Source organism: Streptomyces sp. Root431 (assembly GCF_001426585.1).
GTDB lineage: Bacteria > Actinomycetota > Actinomycetes > Streptomycetales > Streptomycetaceae > Streptomyces > Streptomyces stackebrandtii.
This window is the reverse complement of record NZ_LMEI01000013.1, coordinates 230,301-248,826: the sequence shown is the minus strand read 5'-3', so window position 1 is coordinate 248,826 and position 18,526 is coordinate 230,301. Positions and strand designations below refer to the sequence as shown.

Here is an 18,526-nt window from a genome sequence, read left to right as displayed (position 1 = left end):
CTGTGAAGGCGCTGTGAGCAAAAAGGCGTCAGATACCTCTTGAACTGCGGTGATTCCGTGTTCGACGATGCTCTTCCCCCGCATTGCAACCACGAGTTGGGTGGGGCGCGTCTCTGCGTTCACTCACCATCGTGTGGCGCGGAGCACGCTGCGAAAGCGGGGCATCGGGGGAGAACGGTTACGCATGAGGACATACGGGTCACCGTCGATTTCGGTGGCGTACGCGTACAACCCTGGCGGGGGGAGGCGTGTCCAACAGGCGTGGCAGAGGTACTCGACATCGCGACCATCGCTCCGCTGCGCGGCGCGGGCACAGCGGTGCTCCCCGTGCGGAGCGCCGCCGTCATCCCCGTACGCGGCTCCGCGGTCCGTCCGTTCGGACGTCCGCGTGGAGCCGGCGTCGGCGGAGTCGGCGGGCGCGGCGGGATGCCGGTGATCGCCCCCGTGCCCACCGGATCCCGCATGAGAGCGGTGGACGGCATCCCGTCCCCCCGCACGAGCGCTGAAGGGGCCATGGCCGCCGGCACCACCGTCGACCACCTGACCGAGACCTACCGCGCCCACTACAGGTCGCTGCTCGGCCTCGCGGCGCTCCTCCTCGACGACACGGCCTCCTGTGAGGACGTCGTCCAGGAGGCGTTCATCCGCGTCCACTCGGCCCGCAAGCGGGTGCGCGAGCCCGAGAAGACGCTCGCCTACCTGCGGCAGACCGTCGTGAACCTCTCGCGGTCCGCGCTGCGCCGGCGCATCCTCGGCCTCAAGCTGCTGTCCAAGCCGATGCCGGACATGGCCAGCGCGGAGGAGGGGGCGTACGACCAGCTGGAGCGCGACGACCTCATCAAGGCGATGAAGGGGCTCCAGCGGCGGCAGCGCGAGGTGCTCGTCCTGCGGTACTTCGCGGACATGACGGAGGCCCAGGTCGCCGAGACGCTCGGGATATCGCTGGGTTCGGTGAAGGCGTACGGTTCGCGGGGCATCGCGGCGCTGCGTGTCGCGATGGAGGCGAACGCATGAGCCACGAGGATGACGAGCCCCGTGCCGAGCGCGACGCCCGTGCCGAGCGTGAAGCCCGTGCGGAGAGCGACGCCCGTGCCGAGCGTGAAGCCCGTGCCGAGCGCGAAGCCCGTGATGAACGTGACGACCTGAGTGGACGACGGATGCTGAACATCGAGCCCGATTCCGAGCCGGACGGGGAGCCGGAATCCCAGGCCGGGTCCGGGGTCGGGCCCGAAGCCGGGTCCGAAGCCGGGTCCGAAGCCGGGTCCGAGCTCGGCGCTCTGGGTGACGAGCTCGCGCTGCGGCGGCTGCTCCACGGCGCCGTGGCGGGCCTGGAGCCCACCACCGGCTCGCTGGAGCACCTGCGCCGTGCCGTGCCCGCGCGGCGCGCCCGCAAGCGGCAGGCCGTCGTCGGCGCCGCGGCGGCCGCCGTCCTCATCGGGACGGCCGTGCCCGCCTTCGTCCACGTCGCGAACTCCGGCGGGGTCACCGCCGCCAATCCCGTGAACGCCGGCCACGGCCAGGACGCCCAGGGCGGCACCGGCGCCGAGACGGGCGTCGAGGGAGGCAAGACCTCCCAGTCCCCGGCGACCCAGGTGTCGCCCAGCCAGGGCACGGTCGACGGGGCCACGGGCAAGCCGGAGCGGCCCGGGACCGGCGCGAGCACCGAGGGGCCGCAGGTCTCGCAGAACCCGGTCTCCGGCGACACGCCGCAGTGCGAGGCCGGCCAGCTCGGCGTCAGCGCGACCCAGACGAGCGGACCGGACGGTTCGGGGAGCGTGTACGGCACGTTCCGCGTCGCCAACGTCTCCGGGAAGAGCTGCGTCGTGGACGGCAGCGGCATCGTCGGCTTCGAGGCCAGGGGCGCCGCCGACCCGAGCCGGATCGAGGTCGTCCGGCACACCGCGGGGGACGGCAGCGGGCTGCCCGACCCGGCGCAGGAGGAGCCCGCGCTCCTGCTGAAGCCCAGCGGCTCCTACGAGGTGCGGTTCGCCTGGCTGCCCAGCGAGACCTGTCCGAGGACCGGCGGGACTCCGACGACCGAGCCGACTCCGACCGAGCCCACCCCGACCGTGCCGCCGACCGAGCCGACTCCGACGGAGCCGACCCCGACCGAGCCGACGACGACGCCCCCGACGACGATCCCCCCGACCTCCAAGGACCCCGATACGGGTACGGGGACCAACCCCGGCGGGGAGACCGGCACCGGCACGGACGCGGAGGGCGGGACGGCGGCGCAGCTGCTCCGGGAGGACGGCGGTCCGGCCGACGGCAGCGTCGCGGTCAGCCACACCGCGGAGCCGGGCGGCCCCGTCGCCGTGGCGACCGTCCCCAACGCCTGCGCGGGCACCATCTACCGCACCGGCATCCTCGCCGGCCCCTGAGCGCATGAAGAAGGGCCCGGTGGACGACTACCGTCCGCCGGGCCCTTCGCCATGAGCGCGTCCTACAGGCCCAGCGCCTCGTCCCGGGAGGCCTCCGCCTCACGGCGCGCGAGGCGGAACCACATGAAGAGCACGAAGCCGGCGAAGACGAACCACTCCGCCGTGTAGCCGAGGTTCTGGAAGGCCTTCACGTCCAGGCTCGTCCCCGCGGCGGCGGCCGCCGGGACCGGCGTGAGACCGGCGGGGGAGTCGGCGAGGGTGATCCAGGCGTCGTAGACGTCGTCCGTGACCACGTTCACCAGGGACGCCGCGCTGATCATGCCGAGCTGACCCTCGGGCAGGCCGCCCGCGGCACGGACGCCCTTCGTCCCCGGGTTCTCCGAGGCCTGGAGCGCGCCCACCACCGAGACCTCGCCGGACGGCGGGGCCGGGGCCTTCGCGCCCGTCGGGAGCCAGCCCCGGACCACCGGAAGCGAGCGGCCGCCGTCCGTCTTGAGCAGCGTCAGGACGTACGAGCCGGCCCGGCCGTCCAGGTCGCGCTCGGGGACGAGGAACTGCTCCCCGAACCGGCCGCGCGCCTCGGCGGGCCGCCCCGAGGTCTCCTTGTCCACCGGCAGGAGCGTGTCCAGCGGCGCCGCCTTCAGCGAGCTCGCGGCGGGCCGCTCCTCGGCCTCGCGATGGGAGTCGACGCGATCCTCGAACTTGCCCAGCTGCCAGGTCCCCATGAACACGCAGAACGGGATCGCCAGCAGGACGAAGACGTTGATCCCCCACCAGCGGGGCGTTCTCAGGAACCGGTACACCCCCCCACCGTACGCAAACGCGCTCCCCTCCCCGACGACCGGGTCCCCGGGCTAGACGGTCCCCGTCCCGGCCCCCGTCCCGGCTCCCGCCCCCTTCCCGGTCCCCAGGTGCTTCGCGGCGAAGGCCAGGTCCAGGCCGACCTGCTTGATCCGCTCCTCCACCACGAGCGAGCCGTGACCCGCGTCGTACCGGTACACCTCGTGGACCGCGCCCCGCGCCGCCAGCCGGTCCACGTAGTTGTCGATCTGCCGGATCGGGCAGCGCGGGTCGTTGACGCCGGCCGAGATGTGCACCGGGGCCTTCACCGCGTCCACGTACGTCAGCGGCGACGAGGCCGCGTACCGCTCGGGCACCTCCTCGGGCGAGCCGCCGAGCAGCGTCCGGTCCAGCGCCTTCAGGGCCTCCATCTCGTCCTCGTACGCCGTGACGTAGTCCGCGACCGGGACCGCCGCGAGACCGACCGCCCAGGCGTCCGGCCGGGTGCCCAGACCGAGGAGCGTGAGGTAGCCGCCCCACGAGCCGCCGGACAGGACCAGGCGCGCCGGGTCGGCGAGGCCGCTCTCGACCGCCCACTCGCGGACCGCCTCGACGTCCTCCAGCTCGATGAGACCGACCCGGTGCTTGAGCGCGTCCGTCCACTCCCGGCCGTATCCCGTCGAGCCCCGGTAGTTGACCCGCACCACCGCGTACCCGTGGTCCACCCAGGCCGCCGGGCCCGAGGCGAAGGCGTCGCTGTCGTGCCAGGCGGGACCGCCGTGCACCTCGAAGACCGTAGGGAAGGGCCCCTCGCCCTCCGCCGGACGCTGGACGAGCGCGTGGACCCGGCCGCCGGGACCATCCACCCACACGTCCTCCACCGGCACCGACGGCGGCGCCGGCGGGCCGGGCGGGTCGAGGACGATCCCGCCGTCCGTGGAGCGCACCACCGGCGGCTCGGCGGCCGAGGACCACAGGTACTCGACGCTGCCGTCGGGCCGGGCCGTCGCACTGGATACCGAACCGGCCGGGGTCTCCACCCGGACCAGGGCGCGCGTGGCGATCTCGTACCGGAAGAGCTCGCTGCGGGCCTCGAAGCTGTGCACGATCAGCAGGCCGGAGCCGTCCGGGTACCACTCCGCCGACACGTCGCCCGGCAGGTCGAGCCGCAGGTCGGTCTCGGTGCCCGCCGCCACGTCCCAGAGCATCGGCTCCCAGCGGCCGCGCCGCTGGTGCCCGACGAGCAGCCGGGAGTCGCCGGCCACCGGGGCGAAGCCGAGGACCGAGAGCCCGAGCTCCTCCGTCCCGCCCTTGGTGTCGTCGAGCTCGGCCAGCACGCTCGCGTCCGCAGCGCGCAGCACGCGCAGCGCCGAGTGCATCGCGTCCCCGTGCTCGGTGTGCTCGATCGCGATCAGCGAGCCGTCGTACGAGAGGTCGCCGACCCCGGCCGACTCCCGGTGCCGGTAGATCTCGACGGGGGCGCCGGCCCCCGGACGTACGAGATGGACCGTCGACCCGTCCTCGTCCGTGGAGCGGCCGATCACCAGCGTGCCCTCCCGGCCGATGGCGAGACCGCCCGGATAGGAGGCGTCGAGACCGGGCACGGCGGGCTCGTCGGCGCCGCCCGCGAACGGCTGGCGCATCCACACCCCGAACTCGTCCCCGTCGGTGTCCGCGAACCACCAGATCCAGGCGCCGTCAGGGGAGAGCGTGCCGTCCGTCGTGCCGTTCGGCCGGTCCGTGACCTGCCGCTGCTCGCCGCTCGCCCGGTCCCAGGCGTACAGCTCGTACGTCCCCGTGGCGTTGGAGACGAACAGCGAGCGCTCCGGGGCCTCCTCGGCCCACTCGGGCAGGGAGACGCGCGGCGCGCGGAAGCGCTGCTCCCACGCCGGGGTCCGCTCCCACGCCGAGGTCTGGGTGAAGTCCTTGCTCTCAGTCATGACACCCATCATGCTCCGAGCGGCAGACAATCCGGTCGCGTCGTCCGCAACCTGTGGATAACCTCGCCGACATGTACTCTCCGACACCCCAGGACTGGCGCGAGGCCAACCGCGCCCGCTGGGACGAGCGGGTCCCGATCCACGCCGCCAGCTCGTTCTACGACCTCGACTCGTTCCGCGCGGGCAAGGACGCGCTGCGCGACTTCGAGCTCGCGGAGGTCGGCGACGTCACCGGACGCTCCCTGCTCCACCTCCAGTGCCACATCGGCCTGGACACGCTCTCCTGGGCCCGCCACGGCGCCGCGCACGTCGTCGGCCTGGACTTCTCCGAGCCGGCCATCGAGACCGCCCGCTCGCTCGCCGCCGACCTGGGGCTCTCGCAGGACCGCGCCGCCTTCGTCGCCGCCGACGTGTACGACGCCGCCGAGGCCGTCCCCGACAGCTCGTACGACGTCGTCTACACCGGCACCGGGGCGCTCAACTGGCTGCCCGACATCGAGCGCTGGGCGGAGACCGCCGCCTCGCTGGTCGCCCCGGGCGGCTTCCTCTACGTGGCCGAGTTCCATCCGATCACCGACTCGCTCGACGACGAGACCGGCAGCCGGGTCGTGCACGACTACTTCGTCCGCGAGCCGTGGGTGGACACCAGCCCGGGCACGTACACGGACCTCGACGCCGACACCGTCCACAACCGCAGCGTGGAGTGGGTGCACCCGGTCGGCGAGGTCGTCACGGCGATCGCGCGGGCCGGCCTCAGGATCGAGTTCCTGCGCGAGCACGACGCCTCGCTGTTCCCCCGCTACGGCGCGCTCCAGCGGCACGACGACGGCTACTACCGCTTCCCGGCCGACCGCCCGCGGATCCCGATGATGTACTCGATCAAGGCGACCCGTCCGGCCTGAAGCCCGTCCCCGGCTTGAAGCCCGTCCCCGGCTTGAAGCCCGTCCCCGGCTTGAAGCCCGTCCCCGGCTTGAAGCCCGTCCCCGGCTTGAAGCCCGTCCCCGGCCTGAAGCCCGTCCCCGGCCTGAGCCCGCCGGGGCTCTTTCAGGAAGTCTTGCCGAGCCTGATGACGGCGCGCCCGCCCGTCAGATCCACCGTCGAGTGGTGCGGCGGGGCGCCGTCCTCCTCGTCGTCGCGCATCACGAGGGCGCTCTGCCGCTCCTTGAGCTCGTTCTGCTTGCCCTGCGAGAACGTCGCGTGCAGCTGCTCGAAGCCCGTGGAGGAGACCTGGCCGGTGCGCTTGCCGCGCCCGGTCGCCCGCAGCAGTTGGTCGGCGAAGGCCACCACGGTCAGCAGGATGACCAGACCGGGCAGCGTCACGAACACGGCGAATTCCATACCGCCATGAGACCACGCACGGCCGTACGAGGGAACGGGCCGACCGCCCTCAGAAGGCGGGACCGGCGTCGGTGTCGGGCCGTATGTGGTGCGTGCGCCGCCCGTCCGGACCGAGGACCTGCGTCCCGATCTTGTGGGTGCGCAGCGAGACCTGCGTGCCCGTGATCCGCAGCGCCGGGGCGGCCCGCACGAGCGTCGCCGTCACCTCGTGCAGCTCCTCGACCGTACGGAGCCACATCGCGAGCGCCAGGTTGTACGGCCCCGTCACCGAGGTGATCAGCCGGGTGTGGCGCAGCCGGGTCAGCGCGGCCACCGTCGGCGCCACCTCAAGGGGCGGGACGTCGGCCGCGACCAGCGCCCACACCGGGCGCCCGGAGAACCTCGGGGCCGGCAGACAGTGGTGGTGCAGCGCGCCGGCCGCCATGAGGGCGTCGAGCCTGCGCCGTACCGTCGACTCGCTCGTGTCGCACTGCCGGGCCAGCTCGGCGGCGCTGCGCCGGGCGTCCCCCGCCAGCTCCGCGACCAGCTTCCGGTCGAGGTCCGTGAGGGGCGGGTGCGCGCGGCCGGACGGGCGCGGCCGCCTCTCCCCGCCCGTGATCTCCGTGAGGAGCCGGACCTGCCCGGGGGCGAGCTGCTCGATCCGCGACCGGTACGGGCGGTTGTGCAGCCGCGTGACGACCTGCGCACGCGTGCGGAGCACTCCCCGCAGGCGCCGAACCCGGCTCGCGAGGTAGGCGTCGAGGGCGTAGAGGTCGGGGCAGACGACGAGCAGCACCAGGTCGGCGTTGCCGGTCACCTGGTGGACGCCGAGGGTGTACGGATCGCCCGCGAGCGCGACCGCCGTGGCCTCGGTGTCGCTCGCGACGCAGTCCAGCTCGATCCAGGCGTACAGCGTGGCGTCCCCGCCGCGCGCGACGATCAGCGAACTCCAGGCCCAGCCGCCGGTGGTGAGGTGGTCCCAGCGGCGGGCGAGCGTGTCGGGGCTCGACCCCAGGACGGCCGAGAGCTGCGTCCAGCTGGCGCGCGGGGCGACCTGCAGTGCGTGGATCAGTGACAGATCCGCCTCTCCCAGGACGGATTCCCCGGTATGCATATGCCTCCTTGGCCGATCCCTGGGAAACCGTGGGTGTGGGCGCCAGGGCGCCCCAGGATGTGGACTGGGGCATATGCATTCAAGCCGCAGCGGCGATTGTTCGCCATTAAGGCTGGCATAAGTCACAGAAAAGGACAGGAACAGGGCGGACAGAACAGGACAGGGTGGTACGGGGGATGGAATCCATGGGGCACATGGGGAATCCGCGGAGCCCGAGCAGTACCAGCGGTACTCGCAGCAAAGGGGATGCGCAGCCGCCCGTGACGGAGCTGCTGTGGGGCGAACCGGTCAGTCCCGACCAACTGACAGCCGCCGAGCAGGGCTACGCGCGCTGCGGACCCGCCGAACGCCTCCTCTGGGAGCGGCTCTCCGTCTTCGAGGGCGCTTTCGGCCGGGAGGCCGTCCGCGAGGTCTGCGCCTCCGGCACGCTCCCCGCGGGGGAGATCGAGGCGGTCCTCGACCGGCTCGCCCCCCTCGCGCTCCTCCCCGTCGACGACCTGTTCGACGGCGAGGACGGCGCTCCCCGCTACTGGATGCCGCACCCGATGCGGGCCGTCGGCGCCCGCCGCCTCACCGCACGAGGCGACCGCTGGACCGTCGTCACGCACCACCGGAGGTGGTGCGTGAAGCTGGCCAGGCAGGCCGCCGACTGGTGGCAGAGCGGCCGTCAGATCGACGCCAGGAACCTCGCCCTGCGGGAACTCCCCGACCTGTCCGCCGCGATGGATCCGACGACCGCCCCGATCTCCCCGAGCGCCGAGGCCGGCACCTCCGTCGAGATCGCGGTCTCCCTGTGGTTCCTGTGGGTGGCCTGCGGACGGGTCGCCGAGGGCCGGACCCGGCTGCGGCACGCCCTCTCCCTGCACTCCGGCCCGCCGCCCGCCCGCGCCCTGTGGCTCGCCGCCTATCTGGAGCTGGAGTCGGGCCGCCCCGAGGACGCCGACCCGCTCCTCGCCCAGGCCTGGGCGGCGGCCGTACGGGACGGGGACGACCGGTGCCTCGGGATGCTGGCCCATCTGCGCGGCGCGACCGCCCTCTTCCAGGGGCGTACGCGCGCGGCGGCGGCCGAGTTCCGGGAGGCACTCGCCCTCATGGAGGAGCACCCGGAGTTCGGCCCGAGCCGTGAGCTGTGCTGGGTCGCCCTCGCCCTCACCCTCAGCCGGACCGATCCGGAGGCCGCCCAGGAGGCCCTGGACCAGGCCGTTCTGGACACGGACGCGCGGCGGGCCTGGACGGGGCGCGACCTGTGGGCCGACGCCTGGGCGCACCACGCCCGGGCCGAACTCCTCGCCTGGGACGGGGAGCGGGAGCGGGCCGCCGAGCACGCCCGGCGCGCGCTCCGCACGCACCTGACCCTCGGCACGGCCGTCGGAGCGGCCTGCGCGGCCGAACTCCTCGCCCAGATGCGGGTCATGGTCGGCCGGATGACCTCCGCCGCCCATCTCCTGGGCGCGGCCGACCTGTTGCGGGCCTCGGTCTTCGAGGAGACGTACCGCCCGGCGGAGTACTGCGTGACCTCACGCGACCGCAGCGAAAGGCTCCTGCGGAGACGGTTCGACGACGGCCAGCTGCGCCGCGCGTACGAAGAGGGCGCGCGGATGGGCCTGTTCGCCCTGGCGAGCGAGGCCTAGGACGGTCCCTCCGGACCTTGATCGTCGGCGGGGATGTCCGTCGTGCTGTCTACGATGACGGAATGTTCGCCTTCGTCGTGGCCGCCGTCTTCCTGCTGCTCTTCGGGGCCGGTGTGCTGCGCGACCGGCGCCGCTTCGGCAATGCCGTCTACCTCGGCCTGGCCGTCACCTTCCTCGGGCTCGGTCTCCTCGCCGGGATCGACGCCGCCCCGCCCGGCATCTCCGAGACCGTGATGGTCCTGGTGCTGCTCGTTCTGGGCCTCGGCCCGGTCGTGCTCGCGGGACTGCTCTGCGTGAACGGCGTGAAGATGGTCCGCAAGGAGGGCAGACGCCCGGCGAACCTGCTCTCGCTCCTCGCGGGCCTCGGCATGTTCGGGGTGATGGGCCTGATGGCGGCGGCAGTTGTCACGCACTCGCGGGCCCTGGGCGTGATCGCCGTCACCACCCTCCTCGTGGTCGGCTACGTCTCGTTCCTGTTCCTCTGCTTCGTCGGCTACGCGTTCCTGTACGGCCGGATGCGGCTCCGCCGCGACGCCGACTACGTCGTGGTCCTCGGCTCCGGCCTCATCGGCGGGCGCCGGGTGCCACCGCTCCTCGCGAGCCGCCTGGACCGGGGCCGGCAGGTGTACGAGACGCTGGCCGCGCGCGGCGGGGACGCGCCGGTCCTCATCGCCTCGGGCGGCCAGGGCCCCGACGAGGAGGTGCCCGAGTCCCACGCGATGGCCGACTACCTCGTCGAGCGGGGCTTCCCGGCCGGGGCGGTCGTGCGCGAGGACCGCTCGCGCACGACCGAGGAGAACATGCTCTTCAGCAAGGAGCTGATGGAGCGGGACCGGCCCGGCTCGTCCTGCGTGATCGTCACCAACAACTTCCACGCGTTCCGGGCCGCCCTGATGGCCCGGAGGGCGGGCGTGGACGGCCAGGTCGTCGGCTCGCCCACCGCCGCCTACTTCTGGCCGTCGGCGACCATGCGCGAGTTCGTCGCCGTCTTCCTCCAGTACAAGGTGGTGAACCTCGGGATCTGCGCGGGGCTGATCCTGCTCGGCGTACTGGCGTGGTTCGTCCGCTGACCGTCCGGCATCGGGCGCCGGCCCCGGTGGTCCCGGCCCATCACGGGGTGACGATCGGGAACTGCGGGTCGGGCTTCGTCACGTACGAGAAGAGCCGCCCGAGCAGCGCCGGATCGCCCTCGGTGCCGATTCCGAGCTCCTCGATGCTCTTGCCCGCGAGGAGACCGAGGAGCTGCACCTTGGCCAGGGTGAGCGTGAGCCCGGCGGGGGTCCTGGGCGCGCCATCGACCGTCCGGTGGGTGAGCGCGCCGTTGTGCAGGGTGAGGCGGTAGCGCTTCCCCGCGTCCGTGGGGCCGTCCGTCAGGACCAGGTCGACGGTCAGGTCGTCGTGCCAGGCGCGCGGTCCGTCGATCCGTACGGCGATCGAGTCGAGGAGCATGGGGACGGTGAGGGCCATCGCCATCTCGGGGTTGGTCGTGTCGAGATCCGTCTTGACGATGCCCTGGCGGAGCTCCAGCGCCGAGGTGAGGTAGAAGTTGCGCCAGGTGCCGTTCTCGGAGCCGTACCCCAGCCGGTCGTAGACGGCGGCGAGGGCCTCCTTCGCCTCGACGTTCCCGGGCTCGGCGAAGACGAGGTGGTTGAGGAGGGTCGCCGCGAACCGCAGGTCGTCGGCGTCGACGTACTCGCGGGCCTTGACGAGCATCTCCGCGGGGCCGCCGGCCAGGGCCACGTACCGCTTCGCGGTCTCGACCGGCGGGTGCTCCCAGAGATGGGCCACGTTGCCGTCGAACCAGCCCAGGTAGCGCTGGTAGATCGCCTTCGTGTTGTGACTGAGCGAGCCGTAGTAGCCCCGCGCGTGCCAGGACGTGGCCAGGGCCGGCGGCAGCTCGATCCGCTCGGCGATCTCCGGGCCGGTGAGGCCGTCGTTGAGCAGCCGCAGCGTCTGGTCGTGCATGTACGCGTAGAGGTCCCGCTGCTCGGTCAGGAACCGCACCACGTTGTCGTGGCCCCAGGTCGGCCAGTGGTGGGAGGCGAAGCCGACGTCGTACTGCCCGTGGAAGTACTCGATCGCCTCGTCGAGGTACGCGGACCAGATGCGGGAGTCGCGGACGACCGCGCCGCGCAGGGTCAGGATGTTGTGCATGTTGTGCGTGGCGTTCTCGGCCAGGCACAGGGCGCGGCGGTCGGGGAAGAGGAAGTTCATCTCGGCCGGGGCCTCGGTGCCCGGGGTGAGCTGGAAGACGATCCGTACGCCGTCGACCGTCACCTCCTGGCCGGTCTCCGTGATGTCCACGGTCGGCGGGATGAGGCTGATGGTGCCGAGGGAGGTGGTCGTGCCGAGCCCGGCGCCGATCTGGGCGTCCGGTGCCTTGGGGAGGTTCGCCCCGTACATGTAGACCGCGCGGCGGGTCATCGCGTTGCCCGCGTACACGTTCTCGCTGACCGCGTGCTCCAGGAAGCCGGCCGGGGCGATGATCGGGATGCCCTCCTCGGTGCCGTGGGGCAGGATGCCGCGGGCGCCGCCGAAGTGGTCGCCGTGCGAGTGGGTGTAGATCAGGCCGGTGACGGGTCGGTCGCCGCGGTGCTCCTTGTAGAGGGCGAGCGCGGCGGCCGCGGTCTCCGTGGAGATGAGCGGGTCGATGACGATGATCCCGCGCTCGCCCTCGACGACCGTCATGTTCGACAGGTCGAGGCCTCGCACCTGGTAGATGCCCTCGGTGACCTCGTACAGGCCCTGACGGGCGCAGAGCTGGGACTGGCGCCACAGGCTCGGATGAGCGGTGTCCGGGCAGTCCGCCTTCAGGAAGTCGTAGACGTCGTTGTCCCAGACGGTCCGGCCGTCTGCGGCCGTGACCGTGCCGGGGACCAGGGAGCCGATGAAGCCGCGGTCCGCGTTCTCGAAGTCGGCGGTGTCCTCGAAGGAGGGCAGGGTGTCACTCATGGACGAGGTGCTCCGTTCCGCGGGGGCGGTGATCGGGTTCCGATCCATCTGAACACCGGCGCACTACGACCGCACTTCGGAGCGGGCCCCCGGGCCGTGGGAACGGCGGGAGCGGCGCTCCGTACCTACTCTGGAGTTACGGAGGTGACCCATGCGCCGACGCCACCACTTCCACATCGACTACCTCGGGCACTCGGTCTCCGCGACCGTCCAGACCGGGCACGATGCCGTCGTCGAGATCCTCGTCGACGGCAAGGAGACGGGGTACGCCACGACGAAGGGCGACCGCCCGGTCACCGTCCCGATCGAGCTGCCGACCGACCCGCCGACGGCCGTGTCCGTACGGGCGGCCCCGGGCCCCGGCGTGCCGCGCTGCCTGCTGCTGCCCACGGAGGACGGGGAGCCGCACGTGATGGCGCCGAGGCCGTACTGAGAACCGCCCCGGCTCAGGAGAGCACGGCCATGCCGATGATCAGGAAGACGACGAAGGCGATGGCCCCGGCGACGGCGGCGGTCTTGCGGGGGCGGCGCCGGGACAGCTCGGCGAGGCCGCCGGTGCTCGTCCCCACACCGGCCGCGGGGCGCTCGCGCCGCCGCGAGACGGGCGCGGTGGGGGGTACATGACGGGGCGCGGGCTGGTGCGCGGGCACGTGCTGCTGTGGGGCGTGCGGCGCAGGCATGTGCTGCTGCGACTGCTGAGGCTGATGGGGCTCAGGCGACTGATACGCCTGCTGAGGCTGATGCGACGGATGCGGTTGCTGTGACTGGTGGGGCTGATGGGAGACAGGCTGCGGATAGCCGCGCCAGGCGCCCGAGGAGAACCAGTCGGCGATCGCCTGCGCCGAGGGCCGCTGCTCGGGCTGCTTGGCCAGCAGGCTCAGCAGGTACGTCTCGAAGACGGGCGGCAGCGCGACCCCGAGCCGGCCGGGCGGCATCGGCGCGGTGTCGATGTGCTGGTAGAGCAGGGCCGTGGCCGTGTCCGCGCGGAACGGCGGACGCCCGGTGAGGAGTTGGTAGAGCACGCAGCCGAGCGAGTACACGTCGGAGGCGGACGAGGCGGACTGCCCGAGGGCCCGCTCGGGCGCGAGGTAGAGCCCGGTGCCCACGATCTGGCCCGTCGTGGTGAGCGCGCCGGAAGGGTCGTCGACGAAGCGCGCGATGCCGAAGTCGGCCAGCTTCACCGTGCCCTCGGCGTCGACGAGGAGGTTCCCCGGCTTGATGTCGCGGTGCACGACACCCTGCCGGTGGGCGGCCGCGAGCCCGGCGGCGGCGTGGGCGGCGACCACGGCGACCCGCTCGGGCGGGAGGACCAGCGGATCGGACGGGCTGCCCGCGAGGCTGTCGCCCTCGACCAACTCCATGACGAGGAAGAGCTTTCCGTCCCACGTGCCGAAGTCGAAGACGCCCACCACGTGCGGGTGGCTCAGCCGGGCGGCGGTCTGAGCCTCCAGCCGGAAGCGGTCGCCCGCGGAGGGGTCGGAGCCGTGGCCCAGCATCAGCTTCACGGCCACGGGCCGCCCGAGGACCTCGTCGGTGGCCTGCCACACCTCGCCCATGCCGCCCCGGCCGATACACACATGAAGCCGATATCGGTCCGCGACCAGCACCTGGAGACCACCCTTTCGACGATCGATCAACTTGACGGAAGGGAACCAGCGTAGAGCCGCCGGAGGCCGCCCCTCGCCGCGCGTCCCCTTCGAGCCGCATCCCACCCCTTCCCGGCCGTCTCCCACCCCCTCCGGTCCGCCTCCCACCCCTCGGGACCCCCGCCCGGGATGATGACGGGATGCTGATCGAACACGACGGCCACGCGCCGACCGTCCACCCGACCGCGTACGTCGCCCCGACGGCGACGCTCTCCGGCGACGTACGCGTCGGCGCGGGCTGCCGGATCCTCTTCGGAGCCGTACTGACCGCCGAGGGCGGCCCGGTGGAGCTCGGCGAGGGCTGCATCGTCATGGAGAACGCGGTCCTGCGCGGCACCCGCCGCGACCCCCTGATCGTGGGCCGGCACGTCCTGATCGGCCCGACCTCGTACCTCACGGGCTGCACGGTGGAGGAGGGGGTCTTCCTCGCCACCGGCAGCCGGGTGTTCAACGGGGCCCGGGTCGGCGCGCGTTCGGAGGTCCGCATCAACGGGATCGTGCACCTGCGGACGGTGCTGCCCGCCGACGCGACGGTCCCGATCGGCTGGGTCGCGGTCGGCGACCCGGCACGGATCCTCCCGCCGAACGACCACGGGGAGATCTGGGAGACGCAGAAGGCGCTGGACTTCCCCGGCTACGTCTTCGGCCTGGACCGTCCGGCGGAGGGCGAGAGCCTGATGCCGGCCGTCTCCGAACGGTACGGCCGGGCGCTGGCCCGCCACCTGGACGACCGCCCGCTCTGACCACCGCCGGGGCGCGGTGTACACCGCACAAGACGCGGATGAACGGAAGGTGTCCCCGACCGTTAGCATCACGGCGTTGTCTCTGAGCGTCTGGGCCTCTGAGCGTGGGACGGAGTGGGTCGTGGCACGACCGCGTATGGGTGTGGCGGTACTGACGATGGGCACGCGCCCCGACGAGTTGCGGGCCCTGCTCGACGCCGTGGCGGGCCAGGACGAGCCGGCCGCCCGGATCGTCGTGGTCGGCAACGGCACCGGCTCGCTCCCGGAGCTTCCCGAGGGCGTCACCGGGGTCGAGCTCCCCGAGAACAGGGGAGTGTCCGGCGGCCGGAACGTCGCCATCGAGACGCTGCGCGCCTGCGGCGACGTCGACGTGGTGGTGGACCTCGACGACGACGGCCTGCTCGTCGACACGGACGTCCTCCGCCGCCTCGCCGACCTGTACGAGGCCGACCCGGCGCTCGGGATCGTCTCGTTCCGCATCGCCGACGAGACCGGCGAGACGCAGCGCCGCCACGTCCCCCGCCTCGGCGCGAAGGACCCGCTGCTCGGCGGCGAGGTGACGACGTTCCTCGGCGGCGGCCACGGCCTGTCGATGCCGATGCTCGACCGGATCGGCGACTGGCCGGAGGACTTCTTCTTCACCCACGAGGAGACCGACCTCGCGTGGCGGGCCCTCGACGCGGACTGGAAGGTCCTGTACGCGCCGGAACTCCTGCTCCAGCACCCGAAGACCAGCCCCGCCCGGCACGCCGTCTACTACCGCATGACCGCCCGCAACCGCGTCTGGCTGGCCAAGCGCAACCTGCCCGTCCTCCTGGTCCCCGTCTACCTCGGCGTCTGGACCCTCCTGACCCTGGCCCGCACCCGCTCCCTCCCCGGCCTGGCAGCCTGGTTCGCCGGCTTCGCCGAAGGCGTCCGCCGCCCCTGCGGCCCCCGCCGCCCCATGCGCTGGTCCACCGTCGCCCGCATGACCCGCATGGGGCGCCCGCCGATCATCTAGCGGGGCCCGTGGCGCGGGGGGATCCATGGTTCAGCCCGCGTGCCGCGTCAGCAGGGTCTCCGGTATGCCCGACAGGATGGCGGGCTCCTGATGGCCGCGATGTGCGAAGTGGAGGTCCTCGCGGGCGCGGGTGCACAGCACGAGGAAGCGCAGGCGGGCCTCCACGCTGGTCGGATCCTCGGTGTAGGCGTCGAGGTCCGGCACGAAGACGCTGTCGAACTCCAGGCCCTTCATACTGGCCGTGCTCACGATCCGGATGGGTCGTGTCGAGAAGTCGACGGTGTCGCGGTATCGATCGCCGTATACGTAGGCCTGGGTGTGCTTCGCGAGCCCGAGCCTGGTGAGCCCGCTCTGAACGTCTCGTACCACGTGGGCAGACCTGCAGATGATGCCGATGCTGCGTTCCCGATGGGCGCTGAAGTACCGAAGGATCTCCTGGAGGAGCGGTTCCAGTGAGGCGACCTTCATGACTATGGGCGTGGGACCGACGTGTGCCGGCACGGCCGTCTCGTCTCCGGTCCTCATGCGGAACTCGGATGCCAGTTTCGTGATCGCCCGGCTGTTGCGATGGTTCTCGCGCAGCACGAGTGGCTCGTCCGGCAGCCCGCCGGCCCGGCATATCTCGGATACGGTGCTCTGCTCGTCGCCGATCGGCCGGCTCTCGTCCGCGCACACCGTGACGGGGATGCCGAGGACTCGGCACCACCGGTAGAAGGCGACCGGCAGGTTCTGGCCGTCGTCGATCACCAGGTGGGTGGTCGACCCGACCGCGCCCAGGATGCAGTCGCGCTGCATCCGGTTCCAGTCGTAGCTCCAGCCGTTCTCGTCGGTCACCGGAGGCCCGGTGGTGAAGTTCCGGTCCCAGAACTTCCTGATCCACCGGTGGTACGTGGTGACGTGCACGGCCTCCGTGAGGGTCGGCGCCATCTGGGCGAGGTACTGGTGCAGCAGATTGGACCGGGTGAGGAGGACGACGTCGCGACCCGCCGTCGCAAGCGCCCAAGCGCGGTAGACGGCCATCACGGTCTTCCCGGTGCCAGGCGTTCCGGTGATGACGTGGCTCCCGTGGAACGGGAGGCCGACGACGGCCTGTTGGTCGGCCCCGAGCTCCAGGAGCGTGGGGACCCTCATGGGAGTTCGACGGAATCGGCCGATTCCGTGAGCGCGGCACGGACGACGTCCCGAAAGAACCCCGGGACCTCGGCGTCTCCGATCAACAGTGTCCTGTCCAGCAGGGAGTTGTCGATCTCGCAGCACGTCTCGGGGAGGAGCGTGCACGCATGACAGGCAGCACGGTTGAGGTTGGCCAGCGACCTGCCCGTCGAGTCCGAGCAGAGAGGGTCCTGCGAGCACCATTGCGCCGATTCGAGCATCCTGATCAGGGTCTCGGCGAGGTACGGCGGCCGGCCCTGGCGGACGAGCCCGCCCAGCGTGCCCTCGGCGTCCCCGGCGGCCGTGTAGATGAACACGCCGGCCTGAGGCGGGAGGTCGCTGCCCGGACCGTGACTCCGGGCGTAGACCCGCTCCCGTAGCGAGGCCGCGTTGTACCCGCTGTCGTACGACAGCTGCCGGATGAAGTGATGGGCCATGGTGTGCAGCATCACGAAGCGGGGGAGGAGCCGCGGACCGGACTTCCCCCTGAGTCGGTCGGCCTTGAACGAGGCGTCCAGGTCGAGCTCGATCCGGCGCGTCCAGTCACGCACCGACTGAAGCTCTTCCCAGTCGCGCAAACGCTGCTCGTCCACGGCGATGAAGATCCCCTCGCCGTAGGTCTCCACGGCCGGCAGCCATTGGGTCCGGCTGCGCGTGTTGACCGAGACGACACGTCCGCCCTCGCCGTCCTCGCCGTCGCCGGAACTCGGCTCGTACCGGGTGAACCCTTCGAGCGCACGTACCTCGCGCACCCGGTCCGCGACGACGACCGCGGAGACGCGGGCGTCGAGTTCCCGCATCGAGTCGACGTCGTCGTGCTCGATCCCGAGGTGGGTCGGGCGCACGGAGAACGTCTTCGACCCGGCCACGGACCCCGGGTCGGAGAAGGCCGCCCATTCGGCGACACTCAGGTCGTCGTCGGCATCGGACGCGGACGGGCTCGACGCGGAATCGTGGACGTGGCGGCGTCGGATGGACTCCACGAGATCCTCCGGCACCTCGCACTGGTTGGCGATCACCGTCCGGAACGCATCGAAGGCAGGGCCACCCTCGGCGCTGATGAAGTCCAACCAAAGGGGGCTATTGGTCACCCTTTGAGCTGCTTCGTCCCCCTCGGACAGGCCTGCGGGTGCGGGAATGTCGAGAGCGGAGTGCGTGATCGGGAAGTACACGTTGGAGGCACCGCGCTGCACCGCCTGAGGTGACTCCTCGCACGCGTCTGCCTCATCGGAGTCGGATTGCCAGGGGTGGGTTCCGGGGCAGCGCAGGTTCGTCTGCTTGAGGATGTTCCGCTGGCTGATGCCCGCCAGATTGCGTTCGGCCTTGCACACGGCGCACACGACGCACAGGGCTTCCAACCCGGAAGAATCGGGGGTGGCGACGAATCGGAGGCGGAGCACCTGGCATTGGCGCTGGTCATGGCCCTGGCCCCGGGAGTGAGCCCAACGGCGCCAGTCGATGTCGGCCATATGGCCTGCCCTGCAGACCTGGATGAAACGCATCGGGGCCAGCTGCGGCCTTCCGGGACAACGACCGCAGGTCGGCTGCTTGTCGCGCTGCTCGCGATCAGGGCGCCAGAGCAACATCTCCCTGCACTGCGGGCAGAACAACCATTTGGGGAACCGTACGTACGCCGGCCCGATCCGGGACGCGTAGGCGGCCTTCCCGGAGGGGATGACGGGGGCCGAGCGGAACTCGAGGACCCCCAGCTTCGCGGCGAGTCGAGGCGATTCCACTCGGTCCCCGTTGGCCGCCCAGCTCCGGATGTCGGCGGCCACGAACGATTCGCCTCGGAGGTCGATGATCCCGCCGACGCCGAAGGGGACGATGGTCTGCGCTCTGCGGACCTTGCGCCGGATGTCCTTCACGC

At 72.0% G+C, this 18,526-nt stretch carries 16 protein-coding genes; 8 read left to right on the top strand and 8 right to left on the bottom strand.

All coding sequences use genetic code 11. The features are described 5' to 3' along the window. Positions 1-261 precede the first annotated feature (261 nt). Positions 262-1,014, top strand: coding sequence for a SigE family RNA polymerase sigma factor (locus ASC82_RS26555; RefSeq protein WP_079039496.1), 753 nt, complete (start codon positions 262-264; stop codon positions 1,012-1,014). After that, on the top strand, positions 1,011-2,381 hold the full coding sequence (locus ASC82_RS26550) for a hypothetical protein (RefSeq protein ID WP_157863505.1): 1,371 nt from the start codon (positions 1,011-1,013) through the stop codon (positions 2,379-2,381). The genes ASC82_RS26555 and ASC82_RS26550 overlap by 4 nt, the downstream gene beginning before the upstream one ends. Before the next feature lie 62 nt (positions 2,382-2,443). On the opposite strand, the gene ASC82_RS26545 is transcribed toward ASC82_RS26550, so the two are convergent. Beyond that, on the bottom strand, positions 2,444-3,184 hold the full coding sequence (locus ASC82_RS26545) for an SURF1 family protein (protein ID WP_056653024.1): 741 nt from the start codon (positions 3,182-3,184) through the stop codon (positions 2,444-2,446). A gap of 51 nt (positions 3,185-3,235) precedes the next feature. Then, positions 3,236-5,101 carry a prolyl oligopeptidase family serine peptidase gene (locus ASC82_RS26540; protein WP_199862615.1) on the bottom strand — a complete coding sequence of 622 codons (1,866 nt, stop codon included), beginning with the start codon at positions 5,099-5,101 and terminating at the stop codon, positions 3,236-3,238. Positions 5,102-5,172: 71 nt separating this feature from the next. Between ASC82_RS26540 and ASC82_RS26535 the strand changes: the two genes are divergently transcribed. Then, entirely contained in the window at positions 5,173-6,003 is an 831-nt protein-coding gene (locus tag ASC82_RS26535) for a class I SAM-dependent methyltransferase (RefSeq protein ID WP_056653018.1), read from the top strand. 142 nt (positions 6,004-6,145) lie between these two features. Here the strand turns inward: ASC82_RS26535 and ASC82_RS26530 are convergent, their stop codons facing one another. Both ASC82_RS26530 and ASC82_RS26525 read right to left on the bottom strand, forming a co-directional pair. Further along, positions 6,146-6,439, bottom strand: coding sequence for a DUF6191 domain-containing protein (locus tag ASC82_RS26530; protein WP_056653016.1), 294 nt, complete (start codon positions 6,437-6,439; stop codon positions 6,146-6,148). A 49-nt stretch (positions 6,440-6,488) separates the two neighbouring features. After that, positions 6,489-7,532 carry an AsnC family transcriptional regulator gene (locus tag ASC82_RS26525; RefSeq protein ID WP_056653013.1) on the bottom strand — a complete coding sequence of 348 codons (1,044 nt, stop codon included), beginning with the start codon at positions 7,530-7,532 and terminating at the stop codon, positions 6,489-6,491. Between the two features lie 260 nt (positions 7,533-7,792). On the opposite strand from ASC82_RS26525, the gene ASC82_RS26520 reads away from it, so the two are divergent. Both ASC82_RS26520 and ASC82_RS26515 read left to right on the top strand, forming a co-directional pair. Next, positions 7,793-9,163 carry a hypothetical protein gene (locus ASC82_RS26520; RefSeq protein WP_056653011.1) on the top strand — a complete coding sequence of 457 codons (1,371 nt, stop codon included), beginning with the start codon at positions 7,793-7,795 and terminating at the stop codon, positions 9,161-9,163. Positions 9,164-9,225: 62 nt separating this feature from the next. Next, positions 9,226-10,233, top strand: coding sequence for a YdcF family protein (locus tag ASC82_RS26515; RefSeq protein WP_056653008.1), 1,008 nt, complete (start codon positions 9,226-9,228; stop codon positions 10,231-10,233). A 40-nt stretch (positions 10,234-10,273) separates the two neighbouring features. Here ASC82_RS26515 and ASC82_RS26510 read toward each other — a convergent pair whose 3' ends face one another. After that, complete coding sequence (locus ASC82_RS26510; protein ID WP_056654262.1) at positions 10,274-12,115, bottom strand: alkyl sulfatase dimerization domain-containing protein; 1,842 nt, start codon at positions 12,113-12,115, stop codon at positions 10,274-10,276. A gap of 151 nt (positions 12,116-12,266) precedes the next feature. Here ASC82_RS26510 and ASC82_RS26505 point away from each other — a divergent pair, with 151 nt between their 5' ends. Then, complete coding sequence (locus ASC82_RS26505; protein ID WP_056653005.1) at positions 12,267-12,548, top strand: hypothetical protein; 282 nt, start codon at positions 12,267-12,269, stop codon at positions 12,546-12,548. A gap of 13 nt (positions 12,549-12,561) precedes the next feature. On the opposite strand, the gene ASC82_RS26500 is transcribed toward ASC82_RS26505, so the two are convergent. Next, positions 12,562-13,722 carry a serine/threonine-protein kinase gene (locus tag ASC82_RS26500; protein ID WP_079039494.1) on the bottom strand — a complete coding sequence of 387 codons (1,161 nt, stop codon included), beginning with the start codon at positions 13,720-13,722 and terminating at the stop codon, positions 12,562-12,564. 179 nt (positions 13,723-13,901) lie between these two features. On the opposite strand from ASC82_RS26500, the gene ASC82_RS26495 reads away from it, so the two are divergent. Next, the gene (locus ASC82_RS26495; RefSeq protein WP_056652999.1) at positions 13,902-14,504 is read left to right on the top strand and encodes a gamma carbonic anhydrase family protein; all 603 of its coding nucleotides are present in this window, start codon (positions 13,902-13,904) and stop codon (positions 14,502-14,504) included. Positions 14,505-14,625: 121 nt separating this feature from the next. Then, on the top strand, positions 14,626-15,504 hold the full coding sequence (locus ASC82_RS26490; RefSeq protein WP_242427789.1) for a glycosyltransferase: 879 nt from the start codon (positions 14,626-14,628) through the stop codon (positions 15,502-15,504). A 30-nt stretch (positions 15,505-15,534) separates the two neighbouring features. Here the strand turns inward: ASC82_RS26490 and ASC82_RS26485 are convergent, their stop codons facing one another. Together ASC82_RS26485 and ASC82_RS26480 are read right to left on the bottom strand one after the other, a co-directional pair. Then, positions 15,535-16,635, bottom strand: a complete 1,101-nt coding sequence (locus ASC82_RS26485) for a hypothetical protein (RefSeq protein WP_056652994.1) — start codon at positions 16,633-16,635, stop codon at positions 15,535-15,537. Further along, complete coding sequence (locus ASC82_RS26480; protein ID WP_056652991.1) at positions 16,632-18,524, bottom strand: DUF1998 domain-containing protein; 1,893 nt, start codon at positions 18,522-18,524, stop codon at positions 16,632-16,634. Before ASC82_RS26480 ends, ASC82_RS26485 begins: the two co-directional genes overlap by 4 nt. Positions 18,525-18,526 lie beyond the last annotated feature (2 nt).

Bases quoted from the DNA above. Each gene is read 5' to 3' on its own strand.
- ASC82_RS26530 (WP_056653016.1), bottom strand. From the start codon at position 6,439: ATGGAATTCGCCGTGTTCGTGACGCTGCCCGGTCTGGTCATCCTGCTG.
- ASC82_RS26510 (WP_056654262.1), bottom strand. From the start codon at position 12,115: ATGAGTGACACCCTGCCCTCCTTCGAGGACACCGCCGACTTCGAGAAC.
- ASC82_RS26540 (WP_199862615.1), bottom strand. From the start codon at position 5,101: ATGACTGAGAGCAAGGACTTCACCCAGACCTCGGCGTGGGAGCGGACC.
- ASC82_RS26525 (WP_056653013.1), bottom strand. From the start codon at position 7,532: ATGCATACCGGGGAATCCGTCCTGGGAGAGGCGGATCTGTCACTGATC.
- ASC82_RS26485 (WP_056652994.1), bottom strand. From the start codon at position 16,635: ATGAGGGTCCCCACGCTCCTGGAGCTCGGGGCCGACCAACAGGCCGTC.
- ASC82_RS26495 (WP_056652999.1), top strand. From the start codon at position 13,902: ATGCTGATCGAACACGACGGCCACGCGCCGACCGTCCACCCGACCGCG.
- ASC82_RS26505 (WP_056653005.1), top strand. From the start codon at position 12,267: ATGCGCCGACGCCACCACTTCCACATCGACTACCTCGGGCACTCGGTC.
- ASC82_RS26515 (WP_056653008.1), top strand. From the start codon at position 9,226: ATGTTCGCCTTCGTCGTGGCCGCCGTCTTCCTGCTGCTCTTCGGGGCC.
- ASC82_RS26535 (WP_056653018.1), top strand. From the start codon at position 5,173: ATGTACTCTCCGACACCCCAGGACTGGCGCGAGGCCAACCGCGCCCGC.
- ASC82_RS26550 (WP_157863505.1), top strand. From the start codon at position 1,011: ATGAGCCACGAGGATGACGAGCCCCGTGCCGAGCGCGACGCCCGTGCC.